The 26,296-nt window shown below is 73.3% G+C and carries 24 protein-coding genes; 20 read left to right on the plus strand and 4 right to left on the minus strand.

Features of this window, described 5'->3' with window-relative positions; translation table 11 throughout:
• Nucleotides 1–63 precede the first annotated feature (63 nt).
• Nucleotides 64–2,661, plus strand: a complete 2,598-nt coding sequence (gene clpB, locus RBJ77_RS46610; RefSeq protein WP_372350513.1) for an ATP-dependent chaperone ClpB — start codon at nucleotides 64–66, stop codon at nucleotides 2,659–2,661.
• 377 nt (nucleotides 2,662–3,038) lie between these two features.
• Complete coding sequence (locus RBJ77_RS46615) at nucleotides 3,039–3,578, plus strand: YbjN domain-containing protein (RefSeq protein WP_255978132.1); 540 nt, start codon at nucleotides 3,039–3,041, stop codon at nucleotides 3,576–3,578.
• Between the two features lie 16 nt (nucleotides 3,579–3,594).
• On the opposite strand, the gene RBJ77_RS46620 is transcribed toward RBJ77_RS46615, so the two are convergent.
• From RBJ77_RS46620 to RBJ77_RS46630, 3 genes are all read right to left on the minus strand, one after another.
• On the minus strand, nucleotides 3,595–4,785 hold the full coding sequence (locus RBJ77_RS46620) for a hypothetical protein (RefSeq protein ID WP_372350514.1): 1,191 nt from the start codon (nucleotides 4,783–4,785) through the stop codon (nucleotides 3,595–3,597).
• Nucleotides 4,786–4,857: 72 nt separating this feature from the next.
• Nucleotides 4,858–6,045 (minus strand): pyridoxal phosphate-dependent aminotransferase, encoded by a 1,188-nt coding sequence (locus RBJ77_RS46625; protein ID WP_372350515.1) that lies wholly within the window; start codon nucleotides 6,043–6,045, stop codon nucleotides 4,858–4,860.
• Between the two features lie 64 nt (nucleotides 6,046–6,109).
• Nucleotides 6,110–6,391: a hypothetical protein gene (locus RBJ77_RS46630; protein ID WP_372350516.1), complete on the minus strand. Its 282-nt coding sequence runs from the start codon at nucleotides 6,389–6,391 to the stop codon at nucleotides 6,110–6,112.
• Nucleotides 6,392–6,862: 471 nt separating this feature from the next.
• On the opposite strand from RBJ77_RS46630, the gene RBJ77_RS46635 reads away from it, so the two are divergent.
• From RBJ77_RS46635 to kynU, 10 genes are all read left to right on the plus strand, one after another.
• Nucleotides 6,863–7,384: a DUF2617 family protein gene (locus tag RBJ77_RS46635; protein ID WP_372350517.1), complete on the plus strand. Its 522-nt coding sequence runs from the start codon at nucleotides 6,863–6,865 to the stop codon at nucleotides 7,382–7,384.
• Nucleotides 7,385–7,474: 90 nt separating this feature from the next.
• Entirely contained in the window at nucleotides 7,475–9,013 is a 1,539-nt protein-coding gene (locus tag RBJ77_RS46640; RefSeq protein ID WP_372350518.1) for a polyamine aminopropyltransferase, read from the plus strand.
• Between the two features lie 453 nt (nucleotides 9,014–9,466).
• Nucleotides 9,467–10,306 (plus strand): SRPBCC domain-containing protein, encoded by an 840-nt coding sequence (locus RBJ77_RS46645; protein WP_372350519.1) that lies wholly within the window; start codon nucleotides 9,467–9,469, stop codon nucleotides 10,304–10,306.
• 26 nt (nucleotides 10,307–10,332) lie between these two features.
• A complete protein-coding gene (locus RBJ77_RS46650; RefSeq protein WP_372350520.1) occupies nucleotides 10,333–11,127 on the plus strand; it encodes an aldose 1-epimerase in 795 nt (264 codons plus the stop codon).
• Between the two features lie 24 nt (nucleotides 11,128–11,151).
• Nucleotides 11,152–11,706, plus strand: coding sequence for an orotate phosphoribosyltransferase (gene pyrE, locus RBJ77_RS46655; protein WP_255979576.1), 555 nt, complete (start codon nucleotides 11,152–11,154; stop codon nucleotides 11,704–11,706).
• A 176-nt stretch (nucleotides 11,707–11,882) separates the two neighbouring features.
• Nucleotides 11,883–12,914: a class II fructose-bisphosphate aldolase gene (gene fbaA, locus RBJ77_RS46660; protein ID WP_372350521.1), complete on the plus strand. Its 1,032-nt coding sequence runs from the start codon at nucleotides 11,883–11,885 to the stop codon at nucleotides 12,912–12,914.
• Nucleotides 12,915–12,969: 55 nt separating this feature from the next.
• Nucleotides 12,970–14,154, plus strand: coding sequence for a MalY/PatB family protein (locus RBJ77_RS46665; RefSeq protein ID WP_372350522.1), 1,185 nt, complete (start codon nucleotides 12,970–12,972; stop codon nucleotides 14,152–14,154).
• A gap of 30 nt (nucleotides 14,155–14,184) precedes the next feature.
• On the plus strand, nucleotides 14,185–14,598 hold the full coding sequence (locus RBJ77_RS46670; protein WP_372350523.1) for a DUF3151 domain-containing protein: 414 nt from the start codon (nucleotides 14,185–14,187) through the stop codon (nucleotides 14,596–14,598).
• Nucleotides 14,599–14,766: 168 nt separating this feature from the next.
• The gene (locus RBJ77_RS46675) at nucleotides 14,767–15,591 is read left to right on the plus strand and encodes a tryptophan 2,3-dioxygenase family protein (protein ID WP_372350524.1); all 825 of its coding nucleotides are present in this window, start codon (nucleotides 14,767–14,769) and stop codon (nucleotides 15,589–15,591) included.
• Nucleotides 15,584–16,783: a kynureninase gene (gene kynU, locus RBJ77_RS46680; protein WP_372350525.1), complete on the plus strand. Its 1,200-nt coding sequence runs from the start codon at nucleotides 15,584–15,586 to the stop codon at nucleotides 16,781–16,783. Before RBJ77_RS46675 ends, kynU begins: the two co-directional genes overlap by 8 nt.
• Here kynU and RBJ77_RS46685 read toward each other — a convergent pair.
• Nucleotides 16,776–17,411 (minus strand): TetR/AcrR family transcriptional regulator, encoded by a 636-nt coding sequence (locus tag RBJ77_RS46685; protein ID WP_372350526.1) that lies wholly within the window; start codon nucleotides 17,409–17,411, stop codon nucleotides 16,776–16,778. The two genes, kynU and RBJ77_RS46685, sit on opposite strands and share 8 nt — an antisense overlap.
• Before the next feature lie 167 nt (nucleotides 17,412–17,578).
• Between RBJ77_RS46685 and RBJ77_RS46690 the strand changes: the two genes are divergently transcribed.
• From RBJ77_RS46690 to RBJ77_RS46725, 8 genes are all read left to right on the plus strand, one after another.
• On the plus strand, nucleotides 17,579–18,466 hold the full coding sequence (locus RBJ77_RS46690) for an alpha/beta hydrolase (protein WP_372350527.1): 888 nt from the start codon (nucleotides 17,579–17,581) through the stop codon (nucleotides 18,464–18,466).
• Nucleotides 18,467–18,606: 140 nt separating this feature from the next.
• Nucleotides 18,607–19,563, plus strand: a complete 957-nt coding sequence (locus RBJ77_RS46695) for an alpha/beta hydrolase (protein ID WP_372350528.1) — start codon at nucleotides 18,607–18,609, stop codon at nucleotides 19,561–19,563.
• Nucleotides 19,556–20,746, plus strand: coding sequence for an acyltransferase (locus RBJ77_RS46700; RefSeq protein ID WP_372350529.1), 1,191 nt, complete (start codon nucleotides 19,556–19,558; stop codon nucleotides 20,744–20,746). The genes RBJ77_RS46695 and RBJ77_RS46700 overlap by 8 nt, the downstream gene beginning before the upstream one ends.
• Before the next feature lie 97 nt (nucleotides 20,747–20,843).
• Nucleotides 20,844–22,205: a sensor histidine kinase gene (locus RBJ77_RS46705; RefSeq protein WP_372350530.1), complete on the plus strand. Its 1,362-nt coding sequence runs from the start codon at nucleotides 20,844–20,846 to the stop codon at nucleotides 22,203–22,205.
• Nucleotides 22,205–22,942, plus strand: coding sequence for a response regulator (locus tag RBJ77_RS46710; RefSeq protein ID WP_372350531.1), 738 nt, complete (start codon nucleotides 22,205–22,207; stop codon nucleotides 22,940–22,942). Before RBJ77_RS46705 ends, RBJ77_RS46710 begins: the two co-directional genes overlap by 1 nt.
• Nucleotides 22,943–23,036: 94 nt before the next feature.
• Nucleotides 23,037–24,374: a sensor histidine kinase gene (locus RBJ77_RS46715; protein ID WP_372350532.1), complete on the plus strand. Its 1,338-nt coding sequence runs from the start codon at nucleotides 23,037–23,039 to the stop codon at nucleotides 24,372–24,374.
• The gene (locus RBJ77_RS46720) at nucleotides 24,371–25,060 is read left to right on the plus strand and encodes a response regulator (RefSeq protein ID WP_372350533.1); all 690 of its coding nucleotides are present in this window, start codon (nucleotides 24,371–24,373) and stop codon (nucleotides 25,058–25,060) included. The genes RBJ77_RS46715 and RBJ77_RS46720 overlap by 4 nt, the downstream gene beginning before the upstream one ends.
• Before the next feature lie 19 nt (nucleotides 25,061–25,079).
• Complete coding sequence (locus RBJ77_RS46725; protein ID WP_372350534.1) at nucleotides 25,080–26,294, plus strand: cytochrome P450; 1,215 nt, start codon at nucleotides 25,080–25,082, stop codon at nucleotides 26,292–26,294.
• Nucleotides 26,295–26,296: the final 2 nt, after the last annotated feature.

Consider the following 26,296-nt stretch of genomic DNA (forward strand, 5'->3'; position numbering starts at 1 on the left):
CGCTGGATAGGTCAGAGTTGACGTAGTAGTCATAGTGGCCGAGAGCGTGGAGGAGACAGGTACGTGGACGCCGAGCTGACGAACCGGAGCCGCGACGCGATCAACGCGGCAAGCAGCCGGGCCGTGTCCGGGGGGCACCCGGATCTGACCCCGGCGCACCTGCTGCTCGCGCTGCTCGAGGGGCAGGACAACGAGAACATCGTCGATCTGCTGGCCGCGGTCGACGCCGACCAGGCGCAGGTCAGGGTGGGGGCCGAGCGCGTGCTCGGCGGGCTGCCCAGCGTGACCGGGTCGACCGTCGCGCCCCCGCAGCCCAACCGCGAGCTGCTCGCCGTCATCGCGGACGCCGCCGAGCGGGCCAAGGAGCTGGGCGACGAGTTCCTCTCCACGGAGCACCTGCTCATCGGGATCGCCGCCAAGGGCGGGGCCGCCGGTGAGGTGCTCGGCAAGGAAGGGGCCAGTGCGAAGAAGCTGGCCGAGGCATTCACGAGGAGCAGGGGAGGGCGCCGGGTGACCACACCCGATCCCGAGGGTTCGTACAAGGCCCTGGAGAAGTTCGGCACCGATTTCACCGAGGCCGCCCGCGAGGGCCGGCTCGACCCCGTCATCGGGCGTGACCAGGAGATCCGGCGGGTCGTGCAGGTGCTGTCCCGGCGCACCAAGAACAACCCCGTGCTGATCGGCGAGCCCGGCGTCGGCAAGACCGCCGTCGTCGAGGGGCTCGCGCAGCGCATCGTGAAGGGCGACGTACCGGAGTCCCTGAAGGACAAGCGGCTCGTCTCGCTCGACCTCGGCGCGATGGTCGCAGGTGCGAAGTACCGCGGCGAGTTCGAGGAGCGCCTGAAGACCGTCCTCTCCGAGATCAAGGAGAGCGACGGCCAGATCATCACGTTCATCGACGAGCTGCACACCGTCGTCGGCGCGGGCGCGGGCGGCGACTCCGCCATGGACGCGGGCAACATGCTGAAGCCGATGCTCGCCCGCGGCGAACTGCGCATGGTGGGCGCGACCACGCTGGACGAGTACCGCGAGCGGATCGAGAAGGACCCCGCCCTGGAGCGCCGCTTCCAGCAGGTGCTGGTCGCCGAGCCGACCGTCGAGGACTCCATCGCGATCCTGCGCGGGCTCAAGGGCCGTTACGAGGCCCACCACAAGGTCCAGATCGCCGACAGCGCCCTCGTCGCCGCCGCCACGCTCTCCGACCGCTACATCACCTCCCGCTTCCTGCCCGACAAGGCCATCGACCTGGTCGACGAGGCCGCGTCCCGGCTCCGTATGGAGATCGACTCCTCGCCCGTCGAGATCGACGAACTCCAGCGCGCCGTCGACCGGTTGAAGATGGAGGAGCTGGCGATCGGCAAGGAGACCGATCCGGCCAGCCGGCAGCGCCTGGAGAAGCTGCGGCGCGACCTCGCCGACAGGGAGGAGGAGCTGCGCGGTCTCACCGCCCGCTGGGAGAAGGAGAAGCAGTCCCTCAACCGGGTCGGTGAACTGAAGGAGAAGCTCGACGAGCTGCGCGGCCAGGCCGAGCGCGCCCAGCGCGACGGCGACTTCGACACCGCCTCCAAGCTGCTCTACGGCGAGATCCCCACGCTGGAAAGGGACTTGGAGGCCGCGAGCGAGGCCGAGGAGGAGGTCGCGCGCGACACCATGGTCAAGGAGGAGGTCGGGCCCGACGACATCGCCGACGTCGTCGCGTCCTGGACCGGCATCCCGGCCGGCCGCCTCCTGGAGGGCGAGACGCAGAAGCTGCTCAGGATGGAGGACGAGCTGGGCAAGCGGCTCATCGGGCAGGGCGAGGCCGTGCAGGCCGTGTCCGACGCCGTCCGCCGCACCCGCGCCGGGATCGCCGACCCCGACCGGCCCACCGGGTCCTTCCTCTTCCTCGGCCCGACCGGCGTCGGCAAGACCGAGCTGGCCAAGGCCCTCGCGGACTTCCTCTTCGACGACGAGCGGGCCATGATCCGCATCGACATGTCGGAGTACGGCGAGAAGCACTCCGTGGCCCGGCTCGTCGGGGCACCCCCCGGCTACGTCGGCTACGAGGAGGGCGGCCAGCTCACCGAGGCGGTGCGCCGCCGCCCGTACAGCGTGGTCCTGCTCGACGAGGTCGAGAAGGCGCACCCTGAGGTCTTCGACGTCCTCCTCCAGGTGCTCGACGACGGCCGGCTCACCGACGGCCAGGGCCGCACGGTCGACTTCCGCAACACGATCCTGATCCTCACGTCGAACCTGGGCAGCCAGTTCCTGGTGGAGCCGACGACCTCGGCCGAGACGAAGAAGCAGCAGGTCCTGGAGACCGTCCGGGCCTCCTTCAAGCCGGAGTTCCTCAACCGGCTCGACGACCTGGTCGTCTTCTCCGCACTGGAGAAGGACGAGCTGGCGCGCATCGCCCGCCTCCAGCTCGACCGCCTCGCCAAGCGCCTCGCCGACCGCCGTCTCACGCTCGACGTGTCCGACGCGGCGCTGGCGTGGCTCGCGGACGAGGGCAACGATCCGGCGTACGGGGCGCGGCCCCTGCGCCGCCTCGTCCAGACGGCCATCGGTGACCGGCTGGCCAAGGAGATCCTGTCCGGTGAGGTGAAGGACGGGGACACGGTGCGAGTGGATGCGTTCGGTGACGGGTTGATCGTGGGGCCCGCCACCGGGAAATCCTTGTAGGCCGGGCACCCGCGGGCCGGTGGGGGCTGGTCGCGCAGTTCCCCGCGCCCCTGGAGCATGCGGCTCCGCCGCAGCCCCGGGGCGCCCCCTGAGATGGCGCGCGCGGTGCGCATCTTGGGGGCGCGGGGAACTGCGCGAGCGGCCACGACGAGAGCCGCACCCGGTGACCGGCCGAATGGCTTCGCCGCAGCCCCGGGGCGCCCCCTGAGATGGCGCACGCGGTGCGCATCTTGGGGGCGCGGGGAACTGCGCGAGCAACCACGACGAGGCCCGCGGTCGGCGACCGGTCGAAACAAGGCAGACGGGCTTCCGGGCTTGCCCCCCGGGGGGCCCGGTGGGAGAGGATGGGCCGGAACCATACGAAGGGACCAAGAACCGTGAGCATCGACCCGTCCTCGATTCCGAATTTCGGGGGACAGCCCCAGCCGCAGCAGGGGGCGGGACCGGCGGGCCCCGTCATTCCCGACCAGGATCTGGTCAAGCAGCTCCTCGAGCAGATGGAGCTCAAGTACGTCACCGACGAAGAGGGTGACCTCGCGGCTCCGTGGGAGGAGTTCCGCACCTACTTCATGTTCCGTGGCGAGGGCGACCAGCAGGTCTTCTCGGTGCGGACCTTCTACGACCGGCCGCACGCCATCGAGATCAAGCCGCAGCTCCTGGAGTCGATCGACGACTGGAACCGCCGCACCCTGTGGCCCAAGGTCTACAGCCACACCCACGACGACGGCCAGGTCCGCCTCATCGGCGAGGCCCAGATGCTGATCGGCACCGGTGTCTCGCTGGAGCACTTCGTGTCGTCGACCGTCAGCTGGGTGCGCGCCGCGATCGAGTTCGACCGCTGGCTGGTGGAGCAGCTCGGCCTGGAGGCCGACGTCGACTCCGCCGACGAGAAGCCCGAGGACGACGACTCCGAGTAGGACCGTCCGCCCCCGGCTACAGCGGCGTGTGGGCGTACACGATCAGATACGTCCCGTACGTCACCGAGAGCCCGGCCAGTACGCCCACCACCAGGAGGGCGTGCGCAGGCCGGGCTCTCGCCGTGCGGGCCAGCGCGCAGGCGAGCGGCAGCAGCAGCGGGAACGCGGGGAGCAGGAAGCGCGGCTTCGACTCGAAGAAGCCGGAGCCGCCGACCGTGATCAGGAGCAGCACCCCGCTGAACACCAGGAGCGGCAGCGGCGCCCGGTCGAGGACCAGGAGCGCGAAGAGCAGCACCGCCACCGCGACGATCAGCAGGGTCACGGCGAAGACGAAGCGGTCGCCGTCGAGCAGCATCTTCCGGATGAACCGGGCCGAACCGGCCCCGAAGTCGAACGTCGATCCCCAGCCGCGCTGCACCGCGAAGTAGCCGCCGAGCGGATCGCCCTTGCGGATCCCCACCCACAGCACGTACGAGGCCCAGCCGAGCGGCGCGAGCGCGGCGCCCGTCCACAGCCTGTGGGGAACCCGGCCGCGCCGCCGCACGATCTCGTACGCGGCCGTGGCCAGGACCGCCGCGGCGACCGCGAAGCCGTTCGGCCGGGACAGCCCGGCGAGCGCGGCGAGGGTGCCCGCCCACAGCCAGCGCCCGGTGAGCACCGCGTACAGCGACCAGGCGGCGAGCGCGGTGAGCAGCGGTTCCGTGTAGGCCATGGACAGCACGACGGAGTGCGGGAGCAGGCCCCACAGGACGACGAGGAGCGTGGCCACCGTGCGGCCGTGCAGGTGCTCGCCGATGCGGTGGACGCCGAGGGCCGCGGCGAGCGTCGCCGCCCACGCGAGCAGCAGCGCCGCGCCGCCCGCGCCGATCGGCAGCACGGTGTGGACGGCGCGGATCAGCGCCGGGTACAGCGGGAAGAACGCCAGGTCGCTGTGGACGACACCGGCCTCGAAGTGCAGGGTGCGGGCGCCGTAGCCGTGCGTGGCGATGCCGGCGTACCAGAGCGAGTCCCAGGACCGGCCGAGCAGCGCGAAGGGTTTCTGCCCGGTCAGCCAGGCGCCGACGGCGACGGCGAGCATTCCGGTGAGCCGGGCCGCCGCGAAGAGGGCGAGCGCGCGGGCCGCGCCTGCCACGGGCGGGCGCGACAGGGTCCTGGGTGCTGCGGGGGGAGTGGGCGCGTCGAGGAGGGCGGTGCTCGGCTGGGTCACATCCGAACCCTCCGATGACGCCTCGTCAGGCGCGAGTCGGACGCGTCCGGACGGGGGCCCGGGACCCGCCGGCTACATCGACTTGAGCCGCGCCGCCGCCTCCGCGAGCACGTCCTGCCGCTTGCAGAACGCGAACCGTACGAAGGGTGCGCCCGCCGCCCTGTCGTCGTAGAACACGGCGTTCGGGATCGCCACGACGCCGCACCGCTCGGGCAGCGCCCGGCAGAACGCGAAGCCGTCGCCCGACGGGTCGAGCGGGCGGATGTCGGTGGTGATGAAGTAGGTGCCCGCGGGCTTGAAGACCTCGAAGCCCGCGTCCGTGAGGCCCGCCGCGAGCAGGTCGCGCTTGGCCGTCATGTCGGCGCGGAAGTCGGCGAAGTAGGAGTCGGGCAGGGCGAGGGCCTCCGCGACCGCGTACTGGAACGGGCCGGACGAGACGTACGTGAGGAACTGCTTGGCGGAGCGGACCGCCGTCACCAGCTCCGGCGTCGACGTCACCCAGCCGACCTTCCAGCCCGTGAACGAGAACGTCTTGCCGGCCGAGCCGATCGTCACCGTCCGCTCCCGCATCCCGGGCAGCGTCGCGAGCGGGACGTGCTCGGCGTCGTCGAAGGTGAGGTGCTCGTAGACCTCGTCGGTGACGACCAGCAGATCGCGCTCGACGGCGAGCTCGGCGATCGCCGTCAGCTCGGCGCGGGTCAGGACGGTGCCGGTCGGGTTGTGCGGGGTGTTGATGAGCAGCAGGCGGGTGCGGGGGGTGATCGCGGCGCGCAGCTCGTCGAGGTCGAGGCGGAAGCTTCCTTCGTGCGGGCGCAGCGTCACCGGCACGCGGGTGCCGCCGGCCAGCGCGATGCTCGCCGCGTACGAGTCGTAGTACGGCTCGAACGCGACGACCTCGTCACCGGGCTCGACGAGCGCGAGCAGCGAGGCGGCGATGGCCTCCGTCGCGCCCGCGGTGACGAGGACCTCGCGGTCCGGGTCGAGCTCGATGCCGTAGCGCCGCCGCTGGTGGCCGGCGATCGCGGTGCGCAGCTCGGGGACGCCGGGGCCCGGCGGGTACTGGTTGCCGCGCCCGTCGCGCAGCGCCCGCACCGCCGCCTCGCGCACCTGCTCGGGGCCGTCGGTGTCGGGGAAGCCCTGGCCCAGGTTGATGGAGCCGGTGGAGAGGGCCAGCGCGGACATCTCCGCGAAGATCGTGGTCCCGAACTCGGCGAGTCGGCGGTTGAGGAGAGGGCGCGCGCTGGAGGTCATGGGCGCCATCCTGCGCCGAACCTCTGGAGTTCCTCAACTCTGCTTTGACCGCGTACGGGCAGGGGCATCCCCCTCACACGCCCCGCTCGGGGCGCCCCTCGGGGGATTCGGGGGCAAGAGAGAGGAGGACTGTGATGGAAGCAGTCTTCATCGTCATCTTCATGGCCGTCGTCGTCGCCATCGTGATCGGCACGGCCAAGGCGGGCGGCAGCGGCCGCTCGCGCAGTGGGGGCGCCGCGCGCACGTCGCTGAACAAGAACGCACGGAAGCCGGGGAAGCAGCGGAAGTCGCGGAGCGACAGCAGCTGGTGGGCGGCCGGGGGCAGCGGGAGCGTCGGGAGCTCGGGGGGCGTCACCTGCTCGACCGGCTCGTCGGGTCATCACGGGCATCACTCGTCGTGCGGCGGGAGCTCCTCCTGCGGTGGGGGCGGCAGCTCCTGCGGGGGCGGCTCGTCGTGCGGTGGCGGGGGAGGGTGCGGCGGCGGCAGCTGACGTCGCGCCCGGAAGGCGTGCGGCCCGCGCGGAGACGACTGACACGGGGCAGTCGGTCCGCGTGGGCCGCACGCTTGTTCTCCATGACGCCCGGAGGTTGTGCGCCGGGCGCGAAAGATGGCCGCGGAAGTTGAACAGTTGAGCTGTGCAGCCCTCGGGGGGATGGAAACCCTCCGAAGTTGGGTAAAAACGCTGTGAGGGCGCCGTCGCCCATGATTCCCTTTTAACCGTCAACGCAGCCCTCGTACTACGTACTCATCGCGTTCGCGTGGGCACGAGCCGGTCCCTTTGACGTAGCCGGCCCCCCCTCCTTTGCGTGCTAGCGGAGCCGACCCATGCTCACGACCCTGAACACTGCCTACACCGATACGAGTGCGGACGATCTTGCCTGGACCCTGGGGCGCGAGCCCCTGCCCGCCCTCGCCACCCTCGACCTCGAACTCGCCGGCGCCAAGCTCCAGTTGCGGCTGCTCGGCGCCTCCCACCAGGTACTCCTCGAAGAGGCGAACGGCAGCTGCTCGGAGACCGTCGCCTGTATCCCCGGCAGCAGCACCCCGCTCCCGCTCGGCGTCGCCAAGCGCGTGGGCGACTGGGAGTACGAATTCGCGGCCCGCGTCGAACATTTGACGGCAGGTCAGTTCGCCGGTCGCGCCCAGGAGTTGCTGGCCCTGGTCGCCGACCACCCGAACGGGCTTGCGGGCGTCTTCCCGGGCAGTCCGCACGCCTTCACGGCGATGCTCGCCCAGCGCCACGAGGGCCAGGTGCACTGGCGCACCTGGCACGCCTACCCGCAGGACGGTCAACTCGTCGCCACCCGCAGCAGGGTGGGCGTGCGGGTGCCGGCCGCCGCGCTCTGAAGCGCTCCCGGGCGGATGTATGCGCGTGCGGCATCTGTTCCACACGTGTGGGTGACCGGACGGAGTCGAACGGTGACGTAGCGTGCCAGGGTGATCGATCCGCACGCGCCCGCACCGCCCGGAGGTCCCGGCACCCACCGGCCCTCCGCCGCGCCGGACCGTGCCCCGCTCCCGGTGAAGCCGGCCACCGGACGGTTCCTCGTCCTCGCCGGCGTCTTCGTCTGCGCGGCCTGCGGGCTCGTCTACGAACTCGAACTGGTGGCGCTCGCCTCGTACTTGATGGGTGACTCGGTCACCCAGGCCTCCGTCGTGCTCTCCGTCATGGTGTTCGCGATGGGGCTCGGCTCGCTCGCCGCCAAACGGCTGCGCCACCGGGCCGCGGCCGGCTTCGGCATGGTCGAGGCGGTGCTCGCGCTCGTCGGCGGGTGCAGCGCCCTGGCCCTGTACGCGGTGTTCGCGTGGACCGGCGACTGGGGCGGGGCGTGGACCGACGGCCCGCGCTATCTGCTGGTCGCCTTCTCGCTGGCCATCGGCATCCTGATCGGCGCCGAGGTACCGCTGCTCATGGTCCTGATCCAGCGCGTCAGACGGCAGGACCCGGGCGGCGCGGTCGCCGACCTGTTCGCCGCGGACTACGTGGGCGCGCTCGTCGGCGGCCTCGCCTTCCCGTTCCTGCTCCTGCCGCTGCTCGGCCAGCTGACCGGCGCCCTCGTCACCGGTGTGGTCAACGCGATGGCCGGCGGCGCGCTGGTGCTCGGCCTGTTCCGGCGCGACCTCAGCCCGCGCGGCCGCTGGCTGCTGCTCGTCGCCAACGTCACGGTGCTCGGCCTGCTCGCCACCGCCCTGGTCCTCGTCGACGACTTCGAACGGGCCGCGCGCAACGCCCTGTTCGGGGCGCAGGTGCGGGTCGCCGTGCAGACCGGGGCGCAGGAGGTCGTGCTGACCCAGGGGGCCGGCGGGCGGGGCCGCTTCACCGACCTCTATCTGGACGGCCGGCTGCGGGTGCGCGGCAGCGAGGCGCAGCGGTACCGGGCCGCGCTCGTCGACCCCGCGATGCGTGGGCCGCACGCCCGCGTCCTGGTCCTGGGCGGCGGTGACGGGGTCGCGGTCCGCGAGGTGCTCCGCAGGACCGGGGTGCGGCGGGTCGACGTCGTCGACACCGACCCCGGTGTCGTCCGGCTGGCCAGGACCGACCCCGGGCTGACCGCGCTGAACGGGCGGGCGCTGAGCGATCCGCGGGTCCGGGTGACCACGCGGGACGTCTTCGCCATGCTCCGGCAGGCGCGCGGCGCTGCCCCCTACGACGTGGTGATCTGCGATCTGCCCGACCCCGCTCTGACCGACAGCACGAAGCTGTACTCCCAGGAGTTCTACGGGCTCGTGGGTCGGGTGCTGACGGCGCGGGGGCGGGTGGTCGTGCATGCGGGGGCCCTGTCCGGGCGGTTCTGGACGGTGGCGGCGACCGTGCGGTCGGCCGGGTTGCGGGTCGTGCCCTACCGGGGGAGTGGTGGGGCGGGTTTCGTCCTGGCGGGGTGGCGGTCTCCCGAACTGGTTTTGCCCACGGGTGGGCGGACCCTCCGACCGGAACCGGGGTACGCCCCGTCGACCCTGGTGCATCCCCGCTATTGACCTCCGCCTGACCGCCCGGCGCGGGCTGGCCGCGCAGTTCCCCGCGCCCCTGAAATGCCGACTGCGTCTGCGGGGCGGTGGGGGTTCTCGCGCAGTTCCCCGCGCCCCTGAGAGGCGCACTTCGTGCGCCGTCTCATGGGGCGCCGATGGGGCTGCGGCGAAGCCGCATGCTCCAGGGGCGCGGGGAACTGCGCGAGCGGCCACGACGAGTCCCGCACCCGGCGAACGAGCAGTCGCGGCCACGGCGCGCGGCCGTGCTTTTGGGGGCGCGGGGAACTGCGCGAGAAGCCCCACGCACCCGCACCCGGCGAACGAGCAGTCGCGGTCACGGCGCGCGGCCGTGCTTCTGGGGGCGCGAGCAGCCCCCACCGGACCCGCGCCCGCCGACGAAAGAGCGATCCGCAACGGCGAAGAGGGTCCACGTTCCCGGCGGAGTCGCTACGCTCGGCTGACATGGAGCATGAGGTGTTCGTTCCGGTTCCGGCGGAGTCCCTACGGGGAGTGCTCTGCGACCCCCTCCGCGTCGCCAGGGCCCTGCCCGGGTTCCAGCGCGACGCCTCCGGCGACGGAGGCCGCCTCAAGGTACGCATCGGCGGGCACGCCATCACGTACCGCGGCAGCGTCACCGTGACCGAGGCGTCCGACGGTTCCTACGCCGTGAGCGGCGAGGGCACCGAGGCCCGCGGCGCGGGAGGCGTGACGTTCGCCCTGACCGCCCGGGTCGCCGCGGCGGACGGCGGCTCCGCGCTCACCTTCACCGGCACCGCGTCGGGCGACGGCCGGGTGGCCGAGCTCCCGCAGGACGCGGTGGCGTCGGCGGCCCACCGGCTGCTGAACCGTTTCGCGGAGAACCTGGGAGCGGCGGGCCAGGAGCCCGGCTCGGACCCCGGGAGCGAGGAACCCGAGAGCGAGGAACCCGCGGGTGGGGAGGACGAGGCCGCGCAGGCCCCGGGAGCCGCGGACGTAGTGGACGCCGACGTGGACGACGTCGTGGACGTGGCCTCGCTGTCCGTGTACGAGACCGACGTGCCGCCGCCGTCCCTGGACGCCGCGTACGACGAGGAGTCCGACGAGGACCTGCCCGCCGAACCGGCCGCCGCGCACGCCCGCCGCACCATGATCGGCCGCAGCGCGGAGGAGGTCGACCACGCCCCGCCGCGCGGCCGGTACGCCCCGGTGCCCGCCCCGGACGGCGTCACCGCGAGCGCCACCCTGCGCTGGGCCGCACCCGCCGCCGCCCTCGCGGTCGCCTCGGCGATCGTCGTCGGAAGGGCCCTGCGCAGGCGGCGGTAGCCGGACGCCGCATAGGGTCAGTGGTCGTGACGACACAGGAGACGACGCTGACCGCGGGCGACGCGGAAGTGACCGTGGCGCCGGGGAACGGCTGCCGGGTGAGCAGCCTGAAGATCGCCGGTACCGAGCTGCTGCGGCAGGGCGACCGGTACGGGTGCTTCCCGATGGTGCCGTGGTGCGGACGCATCCGCGACGGCCGGTTCCGGGACGGCGGCCGGACGTACCAGATGCCGCTGAACTCCCCGCCGCACGCGATCCACGGCTTCGGCCGCGACGCCGAGTGGACCACCGCGCGCGTCACGGACACCGAGGCCGTGTTCACGTACGACCTCACCGAGCCCTGGCCCTGGCCCGGCCGCGTCACGCAGATCGTCGCGCTCACCGAGGACGCGCTGACGCTGAGCATCGGCATCGAGACGTACGGGGACTCCTTCCCGGCGCAGATCGGCTGGCACCCCTGGTTCAACCGGACGCTGCGCGACGGCGGCAGCCCCGTGCGGATCGCCTTCGACGCCGCCTGGCAGGAGGAGCGCGGCGACGACCACCTGCCCACCGGCAACCGGATCGACGTGCGGCCGCAGCCGTGGGACGACTGCTTCGGGATGCCGGACGGGGTGGACGTGACCCTGACCTGGCCCGGCGAGCTGGCGGTGAACGTGACGAGCCGCGAGCCGTGGGCCGTGGTCTACGACGAGCAGGAGGCGGCGGTCTGCGTCGAACCGCAGACCGGGCCCCCGAACGGCCTCAACACCGCGCCGCGCCTGGTCACGCCGGTCGAGCCGCTGGAGGCGAGCACCACCTGGACCTGGCGGCGGCCCTGAAACCGGGCCTTTAAGCTCATAGGCATGACGACGAACGACGTGCGCGACGCGCTGCTCCAGCAGATCAAGGACAAGGCCGTGGTGCACGGCAAGGTGACCCTCTCCTCGGGCATCGAGGCCGACTACTACGTCGACCTGCGCCGCGTCACCCTCGACGGCGAGGCGGCGCCGCTGGTCGGGCAGGTGCTGCTGGACCTGACCAAGGACCTGGAGTTCGACGCCGTCGGCGGTCTCACCATGGGCGCCGACCCGGTCGCCGGTGCGATGCTGCACGCCTCCGCCGCGCGCGGCGAGCGGCTCGACGCGTTCGTCGTCCGCAAGGCCGCCAAGGCGCACGGCATGCAGCGCCGCGTCGAGGGTCCGGACATCAAGGGCCGTCGCGTGCTCGTCGTCGAGGACACCTCCACCACCGGCGGTTCCCCGCTGGAGGCGGTGCAGGCGGTGCGCGAGGCCGGTGCCGAGGTCGTCGGCGTCGCGACGATCGTGGACCGGGCCACGGGCGCCGCCGAGAAGATCACCGAGGGTGCCGGGGTGCCCTACCTGTTCGCGTTCTCCAAGGACGAGCTGGGCCTCGACTGAGCGACAGGCCCTAAGGCCCGAAGCTCCGGGCCTTCCCCGGACTGGAGCATCCGCACAAGTCTGGAAAGATGGGGGCGACGATGATGTCACCCCTTGGTGCTTGGTGAGGGTCGGACCACCAGGTCTGAACACCAGAACAACCCACCCGCAATCCGCGCTTTACGAGGAGACGGCAGATGCCCATCGCAACCCCGGAGCAGTACAACGAGATGCTCGACCGGGCCAAGGCGGGGAAGTTCGCCTACCCGGCCATCAACGTCTCGTCCTCGCAGACCCTCAACGCGGCCCTCCAGGGCTTCGCCGAGGCCGAGAGCGACGGCATCATCCAGATCTCGACCGGTGGTGCCGAGTACCTGTCCGGCCAGGGTGTGAAGGACATGGTGCCGGGCGCCGTCGCCCTCGCCGAGTTCGCGCACGTCGTCGCCGAGCGCTACCCGAACAAGATCGCGCTGCACACCGACCACTGCCCCAAGGGCAAGCTGGACGGCTACGTGCGCCCGCTGCTCGACATCTCCGCGGCCCGCGTCGCCGAGGGCCGCAACCCGCTGTTCCAGTCGCACATGTGGGACGGCTCGGCCGAGACGCTCGCCGACAACCTGGAGATCGCCCAGGAGCTGCTCGCCAAGGCCAAGGCCGCGAACATCATCCTGGAGATCGAGATCACCCCGACCGGTGGTGAGGAGGACGGCGTCTCGCACGAGATCAACGACAACCTCTACACCACGGTCGACGACGCGGTGCGCACCGTCGAGGCGCTCGGCCTGGGCGAGAAGGGCCGCTACCTGCTGGCCGCCTCGTTCGGCAACGTGCACGGCGTGTACAAGCCGGGCAACGTCGTGCTCCGCCCCGACCTGCTCGCCGACCTGAACGAGGGCATCGCCGCGAAGTACGGCAAGCCGGCCGGCTCCAAGCCGTTCGACTTCGTCTTCCACGGCGGCTCGGGCTCCACCCTGGAGGAGATCCGCACCGCGCTGGAGAACGGCGTCGTGAAGATGAACCTCGACACCGACACCCAGTACGCCTTCACGCGGCCGATCGCGGGCCACATGTTCGAGAACTACGACGGCGTCCTGAAGGTCGACGGCGAGGTCGGCAACAAGAAGACGTACGACCCGCGCGTGTGGGGCAAGAAGGCCGAGTCGGGCATGACCGCCCGCATCGTCGAGGCCTGCGAGAGCCTGCGCTCGACGGGTACCCGCATCAAGTAACCCGTTCCAGCCCGTGTCCGGGCCCGGCGCTCCCCGCGAGTGCCGGGCCCGTGGCATGTCCTCACAGATCAGGGAGCAGACGACCGTGCGCTACGACTTCGACACCCCGGTGGACCGGCGGGGCACCTGGTGCGTGCAGTGGGACGGCATCACGGACCGCTTCCCGGTCCCCGACCTGCTGCCGTTCACCATCTCCGACATGGACTTCACCTCGCCGCCCGAGGTGCTCGCGGCGCTCAACTCCCGTATCGCGCACGGGGTGTTCGGGTACTCGGACTGGCGCAACGACGACTTCCGCGGGGCGATCCGCGACTGGTACCGGGAGCGGTACGCGACCGAGGTCGACGTCGAGAAGCTGGTGTACGCCCCGTCGGTCCTGAACCAGATCGCGCAGCTGCTGCGCATGTGGACGCGGCCCGGCGACGGCGTCGTGCTGCACACCCCGACGTACGACGGCTTCCGCAAGGCGGTGCTCGGACTCGGCCGGGACATGCGGACCGTGGCGGTGGACGACTGGGCGGGTCTGGAGCGGGAGCTGGCGCGGCCGGACACCCGGGTGTTCGTGCTGTGCTCGCCGCACAATCCGACCGGGTACGTGTGGACGGACGCCGAGCTGCGCCGCGTCGCCGACCTCGCGCGGGCCCATGACGTCGCGGTGATCAGCGACGAGATCCACTCGGACCTCGTGCACGACGGGCACACCCACCGGCCGTTCACCGGCTATGCGGACGGGCTGCGCTGGGCGCTCGTCACCTCCGGCAGCAAGTCCTTCAACTTCCCCGCACTGAGCGGGAGTTACGGGTTCGTCGGGGACCCGGGCGACCATGCCGAGTTCGTCCGCCGGATGGGCCACGACGAGGGCCTGGAGTCCCCGGCCGTGCTCGCGCTGACCGCGCACATCGCCGCCTACCGGGAGGGCGGCGCCTGGCTGGACGGCCTGCGGGCGTACACGTACGAGACGCTGCGGATGGTCGAGGAGCGGCTCGCGGACGCCTTCCCCGGGCTCGGCTGGCGGGTGCCGGACGCCGGGTACCTGGCCTGGATCGATCTGCGGCCGCTGGGGATCCGGGCGGACGAGGAGTTGCAGCGGGTGCTCGTCGAGCGGGAACGGGTCGCGATCATGCCCGGCGGCACGTACGGGGCGCCGGGCTTCGTGCGGCTCAACGTGGGCTGTCCGCGGGCCAAGGCGGAGGCCGGGATCGACGCCCTGGTCAGGGCGGTCCGGCAGGTGGCGGCCTAGGCCGTCGGGGGAGGCGGCACACTGGAACCCATGAGCCTTCACGAGAACCTCCTCGGGGGACCGGCCCCCACCCACCTGCCCGACGACCCGGAGCCGCGCGAGCTGCTCGCCGGCGGCACCGCCCCGGCGGACGTCGCCGCGAAGTACCCCACCTCCTCGCTCGCCTGGGCGCAGCTCGCCGACGAGGCGTTCGAGCGGGGCAGCGTCGTCGAGTCGTACGCGTACGCCCGCACCGGCTACCACCGGGGCCTCGACGCCCTGCGCCGCAGCGGCTGGAAGGGGCACGGCCCGGTGCCGTGGGAGCACGAGCCCAACCGCGGCTTCCTGCGTGCCCTGCACGCCCTGGCGCGCGCCGCGGGCGCCATCGGTGAGCAGGAGGAGTACGAGCGCTGCTCGCAGTTCCTCAAGGACTCGTCGGAGGCGGCCGCGCGGACGCTCGGCTAGTCCGGCGTCATTTCGCCGTTCGTCCCTTTTGCGGCGGGCCCGCCTGGTGTGATCAGGCGGGCCTTGCCGTTTCGGGGGACGATTGCGGAGGATGCACGTGGGGACCGGGGCCCCGTGCCGGTAACGGCAGGGCGGACCGCTACCCGGAGTACATATCAGGAGACAGCGATGTCCCACGACGCGGACGCAACACCGCATCTCGACTTCGCGGGCACCACGCCTTACGAGGACTACGTCCAGGCCGATGTCCTCACCCACCTCCAGCACCTCCGCTCGGACGATCCCGGCGAGATGGTCTTCCTGGTCACCACCCAGGTCATGGAGCTGTGGTTCACCGTCATCGTGCACGAGTGGGAGACCGCGGCCCGGGCCCTCGCCGACGACGACGTCCCCACCGCGGTGGCCGCGCTGAAGCGGTCGCTGCGCGAGCTGGAGGCGCTGAACGCGTCCTGGCGACCGCTGGCGCAGCTCACCCCCGCCCAGTTCAACTCCTACCGGGCCGCCCTCGGCGAGGGCTCCGGCTTCCAGTCGGCGATGTACCGGCGCATGGAGTTCCTGCTCGGCGAGAAGTCCGCGTCGATGCTGGTGCCGCACCGCGGCGCGCCGCGCGTCCACGCCGAGCTGGAGAAGGCGCTGCACGAGCCGAGCCTCTACGACGAGGTGCTGCGGCTGCTCGCCCGGCGCGGGCACGACGTGCCGCGCGCCGTCCTGCACCGTGACGTGTCGCAGCGCTACGAGCCGTCGCCGGAGGTGGAGGCCGTGTGGACGGCGCTGTACTCGGGCGACGAGAGTGCCGAACTGGCCCGCCTCGGCGAGGCGTTGACCGATGTCGCCGAGCTGGTGTGGCGCTGGCGCAACGACCATCTGGTGGCGACGCGGCGGGCGATGGGCGCCAAGACCGGGACCGGCGGCAGCGCCGGGGTGGCGTGGCTGGAGAAGCGCGCGCAGAAGAACGTGTTCCCCGAGCTGTGGACGGCGAGGTCCCATGTCTGACCTGCAGGAGCGCGCGGCCGAACTGGACGCCGCCGACCGACTGGCCGGTGTGCGGGGCGACTTCGTCCTGGACGACGTGGTGTACCTGGACGGGAACTCGCTGGGCGCGCTGCCCGTGAACGTGCCGGGCCGGGTCGAGGACGTCGTGCGCCGTCAGTGGGGCGAGCTGCGCATCCGGTCGTGGACCGAGTCGGGCTGGTGGACGGCGCCCGAGCGGATCGGCGACCTGATCGCCCCGCTGGTGGGCGCGGCACCCGGGCAGATCGTGGTCGGCGACTCCACGAGCGTCAACGTCTTCAAGGCGCTGGTGGGTGCCGTACGGCTGGCGGGCGGTCCCGACGCCGGACGGGACGAGATCCTCGTCGACGCCGCGACGTTCCCGACCGACGGCTACATCGCCGCGTCCGCGGCGCGCATGACGGGCTGCCAGGTGCGGGCGGTGCGGCCGGACGAGGTGCCGGCCGCGCTGGGCCCCCGCACGGCGGCCGTGCTGCTGAACCACGTCGACTACCGCAGCGGACGGCAGCACGACCTGCCGGCGCTGACCGCGTCGATCCGCGCCGCGGGGGCGGTTTCGGTGTGGGACCTGTGCCACAGCGCGGGCGCGCTGCCGGTCGGGCTCGACGAGCACGGCGTCGACCTCGCGGTCGGCTGCACGTACAAGTTCCTGAACGGGGGCCCGGGTTCACCCGCGTACCTGTACGTGCGGCGCGCGCACCAGGACGCCTTCGACTCGCCGCTGCCCGGCTGGAACTCGCACGCCGAGCCGTTCGGGATGCGGCCGGAGTACGAGGCCGCGGACGGTGCCGTGCGGGGCCGGGTCGGGACGCCGGACATCCTGTCGATGCTGGCCCTGGAGGCGGCCCTTGAGGTGTGGTCGCGGCCGGACGTGTCGGTCGGCGCGGTGCGCGCCAAGTCCCTCGCCCTGACGGACTTCTTCCTGGAGTGCGTCGCCGCCTACGTGCCCGAGGGCCGGGTCGAGGTCGTGACGCCGCGCGAGCACGCGGCGCGCGGCAGCCAGGTCGCGCTGCGCTGCGCCGACGCGGGCGAGGTGATGGGGCGGCTCATCGCGGCGGGTGTCGTCGGGGACTTCCGGGCCCCGGACGTGCTGCGGTTCGGCTTCACCCCGCTGTACCTGGGGTTCGCCGAGGTGGAGCGGGCCGCGCGGGTCCTCGCCCGGGAGCTCAGCTGACGTAGACGCCGGCGCCGGCCGCGGCGAGCACGGCCTCGACGGCGCGGGCCGCGTCCGCCTCGGTGGGCGCGGTCCCCGTCGTGAGCAGCCGGTAGTACAGGGGCGCGGACACGGCCCGGACGACCTCCGCCGCGTCCGTGCCCGCGGGCAGTTCGCCGCGGTCGACGGCCTCCTCGACGACCGGGGCCCACTCGGCGACCCGGACCGCGTAGAACCGGGCGAGCGCCTCCGCGGTCCGCGGGTCGCAGGTCGCGGCCGCGATCACGGCCCGGAACAGCGGGCCCTGCCGCGGGTCGGCGAGGGTCCGCCGCACCAGGTCGGCGTTGGCCGTCAGGTCGCCGCGCAGCGAGCCGGTCGCCGAGCGGGGCAGCGACTCCTCGGCCATCTCCGCCAGCAGGTCGGCGACCAGACCGGTGGGCGAGGTCCAGCGGCGGTACACGGTCGTCTTGCCGACCTCGGCGCGGCGGGCGACGTCGGCCAGGTCGAGCCGGTCGAAGCCCTCCTCGGCCAGCACGTCGCCGGCGGCGGCGAGGACGGCCGCGCGGACCCGGGCGGTGCGGCCGCCGGGACGGAGCGTGCCGGGTTCCGCGGGGTCTGCTGCCTTCGCGTCTGCCTCAGGGTGGGACATGCCGCCCAGCGTAACCGAGGTAACGGAACAGCAGGACCGTTTATCCGGTCACGGTGCGTGTCGACGCACGTCACCGGCCTGGTAGCGTCCGCTTACCTTGCCGTTCTCGCCCATTCACCCGCGTTCATCCGCGACTCAATTCACCTGCGACGCCGAGAGGTTGGAGCATGCCTGACCCCGATGAGGCAGCCGCCGCTGCCCGGGACGAGGCCGAGGAGGCATCCGCCTTCTCGCACCCCGCCGCACCGCCGGACGTCACCGCCGCGTACGGGGATCACCCGGACCAGATCGTCGACTTCTACGCGCCACGGGACGGCTCGACGGCCGCCCCGCTCGTCGTGGCCCTGCACGGCGGCGCGTGGCGGGCGCCCTACGACCGGGTGCATCTGAGCCCGTTCTGCGACTTCCTCGCGCGCCGCGGTTTCGCCGTCGCCAACGTCGAGTACCGGCGCGGCAGTTCCGTGCCGCACCAGGGCGTCGACGGGCCGGTGGCGGGGCGCTGGCCGGAGACGTTCGACGACGTGGCGGCCGCGTTCGACGCGCTGCCCGCGCTGGTCGCCGAGCACGTGCCGACGGCGGACGCCCGGCGCACCGTGCTCACCGGGCACTCGGCGGGCGGCCAGCTCGCGCTGTGGCTGGCGGCCCGGCACGTGCTGCCGGCCGACGCGTCGTGGCGCACCCCGGCGCCGCCCGCGCTGCGCGGCGTGGTGGCGCTGGCCCCGATCGCGGACCTCGCGCTCGCCGAGGAGCTCGGGGTGTGCGGCGGCGCCAGTGGCCAACTGCTCGGCGGCGAAAGGGACCTGTTCGACCGGCGGCGGCCGTACGCCGATCCGGCCGGGCTGCTGCCGACCGGGATCGCGACGACCCTGGTGCAGGGGCGGGCGGACACGACGGTGCCGTTCGCGGTGGCCGAGGCGTACGCCGACGCGGCGGCGAAGGCGGGCGAGGTCGTGGGCGTCACGTTCCTGGAGGAGGTCGGCCACTTCCCGCTGATCGATCCGGCGGCGGACGCCTGCGCCGTGGTGGCGGAGGAGATCGCCCAGCTCGCCTGGTGACCGGGCGCCGACCCCCTACCCGGGTATGAGGACGTGATACCCGGGAGCTACCCGCACAGTTGGCTCCGTGGCGTGATGCCGACTACGCCCCGTGATCCCTAACTTCCTTTCCAGAGACACCGACTGGACGGGGAGGGCTCATGGGGAACTGGCCGGGACGCGTGCGCCGGGCACTGCTCGCGCTGTTCGTGACGGGCGCGGTGGTGGTGCCCGTCTCCGCCGCCGCCCACCCCGACGTCCCGGCCCCCGCACCGGCCCGGCTCGGTACGGTCACGGCGGCCACGCTGGAGCGGGCCTACGAGCGGAACCGGGCGACGGCGGCCCGGGCCGCGGACATGGCGGACGCGGCCGGATTCCTCGGCCGGGCCCGCGCGCTGCGGGCGATCGCCGCGCGGGACCGCACGTTCCTGACGTTCGACGCGCGCGGCGCGGGCCGGGCCGCCGAGGTCCTCGGCGACCTGGCGCACGCGGACCGGATCGCCGTCCTCGTGCCCGGCTCCGACACCTCCCTCGACACGTACGGCCGGTTCCGCGCGGGCGCCCTCGCCCTGCACGACCGGCTCGGCGCCCGCGCCGCCGTGGTGGCCTGGCTCGGGTACGGGACGCCGACCACGATCGGCCCGGCCGTCACCACGACGGGCCGCGCCGAGGCCGCCGCGCCCGCGCTGACCGCGTTCGTCAGGGCGCTGCGGACGGTGGCCCCCGGATCCTCGGTGACGCTGCTCTGTCACTCGTACGGGTCGGTGGTGTGCGCCCGTGCCGCACCCGGCCTCACCGGGCGCGCGGCCGTCTGCGACCTGGTGCTCCTCGGCAGCCCCGGCACCGGCGCCGACACCGCCGCCGCGCTCGGCACCCGGGCCACGGTGTGGGCGGCGCGCGGCGCCGACGACTGGATCGCCGGCGTGCCGCACACGAAGGCGGACGTCCTCGGCACCACGGTCGGCTTCGGCACCGACCCGGTCTCCGGCTCCTTCGGCGCGCGGGTCTTCGCCGCGGGCGGCGGCGGCCACAGCGACTACTTCAGGTCCGGCTCCCCTTCCCTCGCCAACATCACCCGGATCGTCCTGGGCCAGGACGCGGAGGTCACCCATGTCTGAACTCACGCTCAGGGCGCGGTCGTTCGTCCGCCGGGTCGACGCGGCGACGCCCGCCCACCGGGACCGCGCGGTCGACGCGCTGCGCGCCCTCGCGATCCTCGGCGTCGTCCTCGGCCACTGGTTCGTCACGGCCCTGGTGCCCGGCGGCGACGGTGCCCTGCGCACGGCCAGCCCCCTCAGAGACCTGCCGTGGCTCGCCCCCATCTCCTGGCTCTTCCAGACGCTCGCCGTGTTCTTCCTGGTCGGCGGGCAGGTGGCGACGGTGTCGTACGGGGCGGCGCGGGATCGCGGCGAGACGTACGGGCGGTGGCTGCGGGCCCGGCTCGGCCGGCTCTTCCGGCCGGTCGCCGCGGTGCTCGCGCTGTGGACGGCGGCGGCCGCCGGGATGCTCCTCGCCGGCGTCCCCTTCACCACCGTGCACACCCTGACCAAGCTGGCGCTCTCCCCGCTCTGGTTCCTGCTGGTCTTCGCGGCCCTGACCGCGGCGACCCCGCTGGTGGCCCGGCTGAACCCGCTGTGGCCGCTGGCCGTCGTCCTCCACGTCGACCTCGTGCGGTTCGGGTGCGACGGCCCGGCGTGGACGGGCTGGGTGAACGTGGCGGCGGGCTGGCTCGTCCCGTACACGCTGGGCGCCGCCTGGGCGCGCGGCGAGCTGACCCGGCGCTCGGCCCGCGTCCTGCTGGCCGGCGGGGCCCTCGCGGCGGCCGTGCTCGTGGCCGGCGCCGGCTACCCGGCGTCGATGGTCGGCGTGCCCGGCGCCCCCGTCTCGAACCTGAACCCGCCGACGCTCGCCGCCGTCGCCTTCGGCCTCGCCCAGTGCGGCCTCGCGCTGCTGCTCCGCGACCGGCTGGCGGCCTGGATGCGGCGCCCGGCGGCCTGGGCTGCGGTGGCCGTGGTCAACCTCTCCGCGATGACGGTCTTCCTGTGGCACCAGACGGCGCTGATGGCGGTCACCGCGCTCGGCCTGACCGCGGGCCCGCTCCCCGGCCTGCACACGGCCCCCGACTCCCTGACCTGGGTGGCGGCGCGGGCTGCCTGGCTGCCGGTGTTCGTCCTCGCGCTCGGGGTGTGCTGGGCGGCGTTCCGCACGTACGAGCAGGGCGGGCGGCGGGCCCGCCGGGGCGGGAGCCGGGTGGCGGCGTCCGGCCGGCCCCGGACGGTCCGGCCGGTGCGCCATGGCTAGAGGGCGGAAGGGGCGGCGTCCTAGGGCCTGTCGGCAAACTCCCGTCGTCGCCCGCGGGGCAGACGGGAGTTTGACGACAGGCCCTAGGGTGGAGCGCGTGGCCGGGGGACGGGGTGAGGGCGAGGACTTCGGCGCCGTGTTCCGGCTGCTCGGCCGGGTCCTGCGGCACGACCTGTGGACGCTCGCCCCGATGCCGCTGCCGCCGCTGCCCCGGCCGTGGTGGCTGCGCCGGGCACCGCACGTGCTGGTCGCGGTGGTCACGGTCGGCGCGACGCTGTCGAACGTCGACCAGATCGGCATCCGCTACGAGCTGGGCGTCCCCCTCGGGATGGTGCTCGCCCTGGCCCAGGGCGCCGCGATGCTCCTCGCCCTGTGGCGACCGGTGCCCGCGTACTGGCTGTCGCTCGCCGTCATGGTGCTGATCGCGCAGCTCGCGAAGCCCTGGCTGGCGACGCAGGCCGCGCCCGGCACCACCGAGTGGCCCTGGGGCGGGCCCTCGATGGTCGCGCACTCCACGGTGCTGCTGCTGTTCGCCCTGCGGTCGCCGCCCCGGGCCGTGGTGGTCGCGGCGGGGCTGAGCGCGGCCGCCGGATCGCTGATGCAGGAGACGGTCAGCGGCGTCGCCCGGTACGCGTCGACCGTCCCGACGGGAGCGGTCGGGTTCGCCGTCGTCGGCCTCGTCGGCATCGCCCTGCGCGGCCGCAGCGAGGCCCGTACGCAGCTCGTCGCGCAGGAGGAGATCACCGCCGAGGAGCGGGCCAGGCGGACCGTCCTGGAGGAGCGCAGCCGCATCGCCCGCGAGCTCCACGACGTGGTGGCCCACCACATGTCCGTCATCTCCATCCAGGCGCAGGTCGCCCCGCACCTGGTCGAGGACCCGCCGGACGCGCTGCGGGAGAACCTGGCGGGCATCCGGGACAACGCGCTGGAGGCGCTGACCGAGCTGCGCCGCGTCCTCGGCGTCCTGCGCGAGGAGGAGCCCGCCGGGCCGGCCGACCGGTGGGAGCCGGCCGACGCCGACCCCGGCACGGCCGCCGCCCCGCAGCGCCCCCAGCCCACCCTCGACCGGCTCGACGCGCTCGTCGCGGGCACCCGGTCCGCCGGGCTCACCGTCACCTCCCTCGTCACGGGGGAGCGGCGGGCGCTGCCGCCGGGCGTGGAGCTGTCGGCGTACCGGATCGTGCAGGAGGCGCTGAGCAACGCGCTGCGGCACGCGCCCGGTTCGGCCGTGGAGGTGGGCGTCGACCACGTCCCGGACGGGCTGCGGGTCCGCGTCACGAACACGGCGCCCACCGCGCCCGCGCCGGTCTCGCCCGGCGCGGGCCACGGGCTGCTCGGCATGCGGGAGCGCGTCGCGATGCTCGGCGGCACGCTGGACGCGGGTCCGGTGCCGGACACCGGCGGTTACGAGATACGCGCCTTCCTGCCCGTCAGGGCCGACCTCCCAGGAGACGACTGATGCCGATCCGGGTGCTGATCGCCGACGACCAGGTGATGGTCCGCCAGGGCTTCACCGTGCTGCTGAACACCCAGCCCGACATCGAGGTGGTCGGCCAGGCGGTCGACGGACTCGACGCGCTGGAGCAGGTCGCCGGGCTCGCCCCCGACGTCGTCCTGATGGACATCCGCATGCCCGCGCTCAGCGGCATCGAGGCGACCCGCCGGCTCACCGCGTCCGGCGCGGCGGCCCGGGTCCTGGTCCTGACCACGTTCGACCTGGACGAGTACGTGTACGAGGCGCTGCGCGCGGGCGCCTCCGGGTTCCTGCTCAAGGACGCCTCGGCGGACCAGCTGGCCGACGCGGTGCGGGTGGTGGCGTCCGGCGAGGCGCTGCTCGCCCCGACGGTCACCCGCCGCCTCATCGCGGAGTACGCGCGGCTCGCGGACGGCGCCCCCGGCCGACCGGCAGGACCGCCGGGGGCGAAGGTGACCGAGCTGACCGGACGGGAGACGGAGGTGCTGGTCCACATCGCGCGGGGCCTGTCGAACGCCGAGATAGCGGGACGCCTGGTGGTGGCGGAGCAGACGGTGAAGACGCACGTGGGCCGGATCCTGGTGAAGCTGGGGCTGCGGGACCGGACGCAGGCGGCGGTCTTCGCGTACGAGTCGGGTCTCGTCCGGCCGGGCTCCGCTCCGGCCCGGGCTCCTCAGGCCCCTCCGGCGACTGAGGAGCGGGGTCCGGGCAGAGCGCCGTGACCGGGGAACGGGCCGCCGTAGTACTCACGACGGACCCGGCGGACCCACCTCACAGGGGACGACCCGGGCACCCCGGACCCGTACGGTCAAGGGCATGACCGAGACGACCCCCACCGCGGCCCCCCGGGGCCGGAGCCCCGAGTTCAGCCTCGCCCAGTCGGCGCTGCAGGGCCTGCGCGAGGACCTGTTCCGGGACGTACGGGCGTACCGCCCGCTGCCCAGGGCGGCCGCGGACGGGCCGTGGGCCCAGCTGTTCCCCGCCCGGATACGCAGGCACCTGGAACTCCTGCCGCACGCCGTCGTGCTGACCCTGGCCGCGTTCACGCTGATCCTGGGCATGGCGAGCTACGGCGCCCTCGACGACGGGTTCGTCGCCCTCGTGGCCGGCCTGATGGCGGCCGTGCCGGTGGCGCTGACGCTGCTGCGGCCGGTCCTCGCGTGGTGGCTGTCGCTCGCGGCGGCCCCCGTCCTGGTCTGGCTGACCGGCGACGGCCTCTACCCCTGGTCGGGCGGCAGCATCCTCGGCCACACCGTCGTGATGATGGTGGTCGCGGCCCGCACCCGGCCGCGCACGGCGGGCTGGATGTGGGCGCTGACCGCGCTGTACTCGGTGCTCGCCGGGCAGATCTTCGGCGGCCTCGACGGCGGCGTCACCGTCCCGATGCTGGTGTTCTCCGGCATCGCGGTCGCGATCGTCACCCTCGTCCAGATCAACCGCACCACCCAGCGCCAGGTCGTCCAGGAGCGCACGGTCACCGCCGTGGAGCGGGACAAGCGCACGCTCCTGGAGGAGCGCACGAACATCGCGCGGGAACTGCACGACGTCGTCGCGCACCACATGTCGGTCGTGGCGATCCAGGCGGAGGCCGCGCCCTACCGCGTCGAGAACCCGCCGCCCGAGCTGGAGCAGGCCTTCGTCACGATCCGGGAGAACGCGGTGGCGGCGCTCACCGAACTGCGCCGGGTCCTGGGCGTCGTCCGGGCCGAGGACTACGAGGCGCCCGACGCGCCGCAGCCCACGCTCGCCGACCTCGACCGGCTCCTGGAGAACGTCCGGGACACCGGCCTGACCGCCACGAAGACGGTGACCGGCGCGGTCCGCGAACTGCCGCAGGGCGTCGAGCTGTCGGCGTACCGGATCGTGCAGGAGGCGCTCAGCAACGCGCTGCGGCACGCCCCGGGGGCCGATGCTGTGGTCGAGGTGGCGTACGTCCTCGGCGGCCTGGGCCTGCGCGTCGTCAACGGGCCCGGCACCGGCCTGGTGAAGCCCAGCCCCGGCGCGGGGCACGGCCTCACGGGGATGCGGGAGCGGGTATCGATGCTGGGCGGCGAGATGACCGCGGGCGCGACGCCGGACGGCGGCTACGAGGTCGCCGTCTTCATCCCGGTCGCCGCTACCGGCGGCGGCACCGGGACGGAGGACGACGCGTGATCAAGGTCCTGATCGCCGACGACCAGATGATGGTCCGCGAGGGCTTCTCGGTGCTGCTCGGCGCGATGCCCGACATCGAGGTCGTCGGCGAGGCGGTCAACGGTCTGGAGGCGATCGCCAAGACCCGTGAACTCCGCCCCGACGTCGTCCTGATGGACATCCGCATGCCGGAGCTGAACGGCATCGAGGCGACCCGGGCGATCGTCGCGGTGGACGAGGGCGCGAAGGTCCTCGTCCTGACCACGTTCGACCTGGACGAGTACGTGTACCAGGCGCTGCGGGCCGGTGCCTCCGGCTTCCTCCTCAAGGACGCCTCCGCCCGCCAGCTCGCCGACGGCGTACGAGTGGTGGCGAGCGGCGACGCGCTGCTCGCGCCGTCCGTGACGCGCCGGCTGATCACGGAGTTCTCGAAGCTCGCGGAGGTCCCGAAGCTGCCCGGGGTGGAGCTGTACCGGTCGGCGTCCCCGGCGGGGGCCGGCGGGTACGGCGAGCTGACCGAGCGCGAGACGGAGGTGCTCGTGCTGATCGCGCAGGGCCTGTCGAACGTGGAGATCGCCGAGCGGCTCGTCGTCGCCGAGTCGACGATCAAGACCCACGTCAGCCGGGTGCTGGTCAAACTCGGCCTGCGCGACCGCACGCAGGCCGCCGTGTTCGCCTACGAGGCACGTCTGGTCACGCCGGGGTGACCAGGACTAACGTCCCCGCATGGAAGCCACCGACGCGCCGTTCGACCCGTGGTCCCCGACCTTCCTGGCCGACCCGTACCCCGCGTACGCGGGTCTGCGCGAGGCGGGCCGGGTCCACTACTACGAGCCGACGAACCAGTACCTGATCCCGCACCACGCCGACGTGTCGGCGCTGCTGCGCGACCGCCGTCTCGGCCGCACCTATCAACACCGTTACGCGCACGAGGACTTCGGGCGCACGGCGCCGCCGCCCGAGCACGAGCCGTTCCACACCCTCAACGACCAGGGCATGCTCGACCTCGAACCGCCGGACCACACCCGGATCCGGCGCCTGGTCTCCAAGGCGTTCACGCCACGCACCGTGGAGCGGCTCAAGCCGTACGTCGAGAAGCTGGCGGGCGAACTGGTCGACGGCCTCGTCGCGGACGGCGGCGGCGATCTGCTCGCCCGGGTCGCCGAACCGTTGCCCGTGGCGGTCATCGCCGAGATGCTCGGCGTCCCGGAGGCGGACCGCGCGCCGCTGCGCCCGTGGTCGGCGGCGATCTGCGGCATGTACGAGCTGAATCCGCCGGAGGAGACGGCGCGCGCGGCGGTCCGTGCGTCGGTCGAATTCACCGACTACCTGCGGGAGTTGATCGCCGAGCGGCGCGCCCGGCCGGGCGACGACCTGGTCTCCGCCCTCATCGCGGCGCACGACGAGGGCGACCGGCTCACCGAGCAGGAGATGATCTCGACCTGCGTGCTGCTCCTCAACGCGGGCCACGAGGCCACCGTGAACGCGACGGTCAACGGCTGGTGGGCGCTGTTCCGCCACCCGGACCAGCTGGCGGCGCTGCGCGCGGACCACTCCCTGGTCCCGTCCGCGGTCGAGGAGCTGATGCGCCACGACACCCCGCTCCAGCTCTTCGAACGCTGGGTGCTCGACGAGATCGAGGTGGCGGGCACCACGATCCCGGTCGGCTCGGAGGTGGCCCTCCTGTTCGGCTCGGCCAACCACGACCCGGCGGTCTTCGCGGACCCGGCGGGCCTCGACCTGACCCGCCGGGACAACCCCCACATCTCGTTCTCCGCGGGCATCCACTACTGCATCGGCGCGCCGCTGGCCCGGATCGAACTGGCGGCGTCCATGCGGGCGTTGCTCACCCGGGCGCCGACGCTGCGGCTTGCGGCGGAGCCCACCCGCAAGCCGAACTTCGTGATCCGGGGTCTCGAGGAGCTGCGGGTCGAGCCGTGACG

Origin of the sequence: Streptomyces sp. KL116D (assembly GCF_030766975.1) — a bacterium.
Taxonomy (GTDB): Bacteria; Actinomycetota; Actinomycetes; order Streptomycetales; family Streptomycetaceae; genus Streptomyces; species Streptomyces longispororuber_A.

Excerpts from the sequence above, each read along its gene's own strand:
- kynU (WP_372350525.1), top strand. The coding sequence starts at position 15,584 with ATGTCTGACCTGCAGGAGCGCGCGGCCGAACTGGACGCCGCCGACCGA.
- RBJ77_RS46665 (WP_372350522.1), top strand. The coding sequence starts at position 12,970 with ATGTCCTCACAGATCAGGGAGCAGACGACCGTGCGCTACGACTTCGAC.
- RBJ77_RS46690 (WP_372350527.1), top strand. The coding sequence starts at position 17,579 with ATGCCTGACCCCGATGAGGCAGCCGCCGCTGCCCGGGACGAGGCCGAG.
- RBJ77_RS46645 (WP_372350519.1), top strand. The coding sequence starts at position 9,467 with ATGGAGCATGAGGTGTTCGTTCCGGTTCCGGCGGAGTCCCTACGGGGA.
- RBJ77_RS46700 (WP_372350529.1), top strand. The coding sequence starts at position 19,556 with ATGTCTGAACTCACGCTCAGGGCGCGGTCGTTCGTCCGCCGGGTCGAC.
- RBJ77_RS46710 (WP_372350531.1), top strand. The coding sequence starts at position 22,205 with ATGCCGATCCGGGTGCTGATCGCCGACGACCAGGTGATGGTCCGCCAG.
- pyrE (WP_255979576.1), top strand. The coding sequence starts at position 11,152 with ATGACGACGAACGACGTGCGCGACGCGCTGCTCCAGCAGATCAAGGAC.
- RBJ77_RS46635 (WP_372350517.1), top strand. The coding sequence starts at position 6,863 with ATGCTCACGACCCTGAACACTGCCTACACCGATACGAGTGCGGACGAT.
- RBJ77_RS46715 (WP_372350532.1), top strand. The coding sequence starts at position 23,037 with ATGACCGAGACGACCCCCACCGCGGCCCCCCGGGGCCGGAGCCCCGAG.
- RBJ77_RS46670 (WP_372350523.1), top strand. The coding sequence starts at position 14,185 with ATGAGCCTTCACGAGAACCTCCTCGGGGGACCGGCCCCCACCCACCTG.
- RBJ77_RS46625 (WP_372350515.1), bottom strand. The coding sequence starts at position 6,045 with ATGGCGCCCATGACCTCCAGCGCGCGCCCTCTCCTCAACCGCCGACTC.
- fbaA (WP_372350521.1), top strand. The coding sequence starts at position 11,883 with ATGCCCATCGCAACCCCGGAGCAGTACAACGAGATGCTCGACCGGGCC.
- RBJ77_RS46725 (WP_372350534.1), top strand. The coding sequence starts at position 25,080 with ATGGAAGCCACCGACGCGCCGTTCGACCCGTGGTCCCCGACCTTCCTG.
- RBJ77_RS46675 (WP_372350524.1), top strand. The coding sequence starts at position 14,767 with ATGTCCCACGACGCGGACGCAACACCGCATCTCGACTTCGCGGGCACC.
- RBJ77_RS46695 (WP_372350528.1), top strand. The coding sequence starts at position 18,607 with ATGGGGAACTGGCCGGGACGCGTGCGCCGGGCACTGCTCGCGCTGTTC.
- RBJ77_RS46685 (WP_372350526.1), bottom strand. The coding sequence starts at position 17,411 with ATGTCCCACCCTGAGGCAGACGCGAAGGCAGCAGACCCCGCGGAACCC.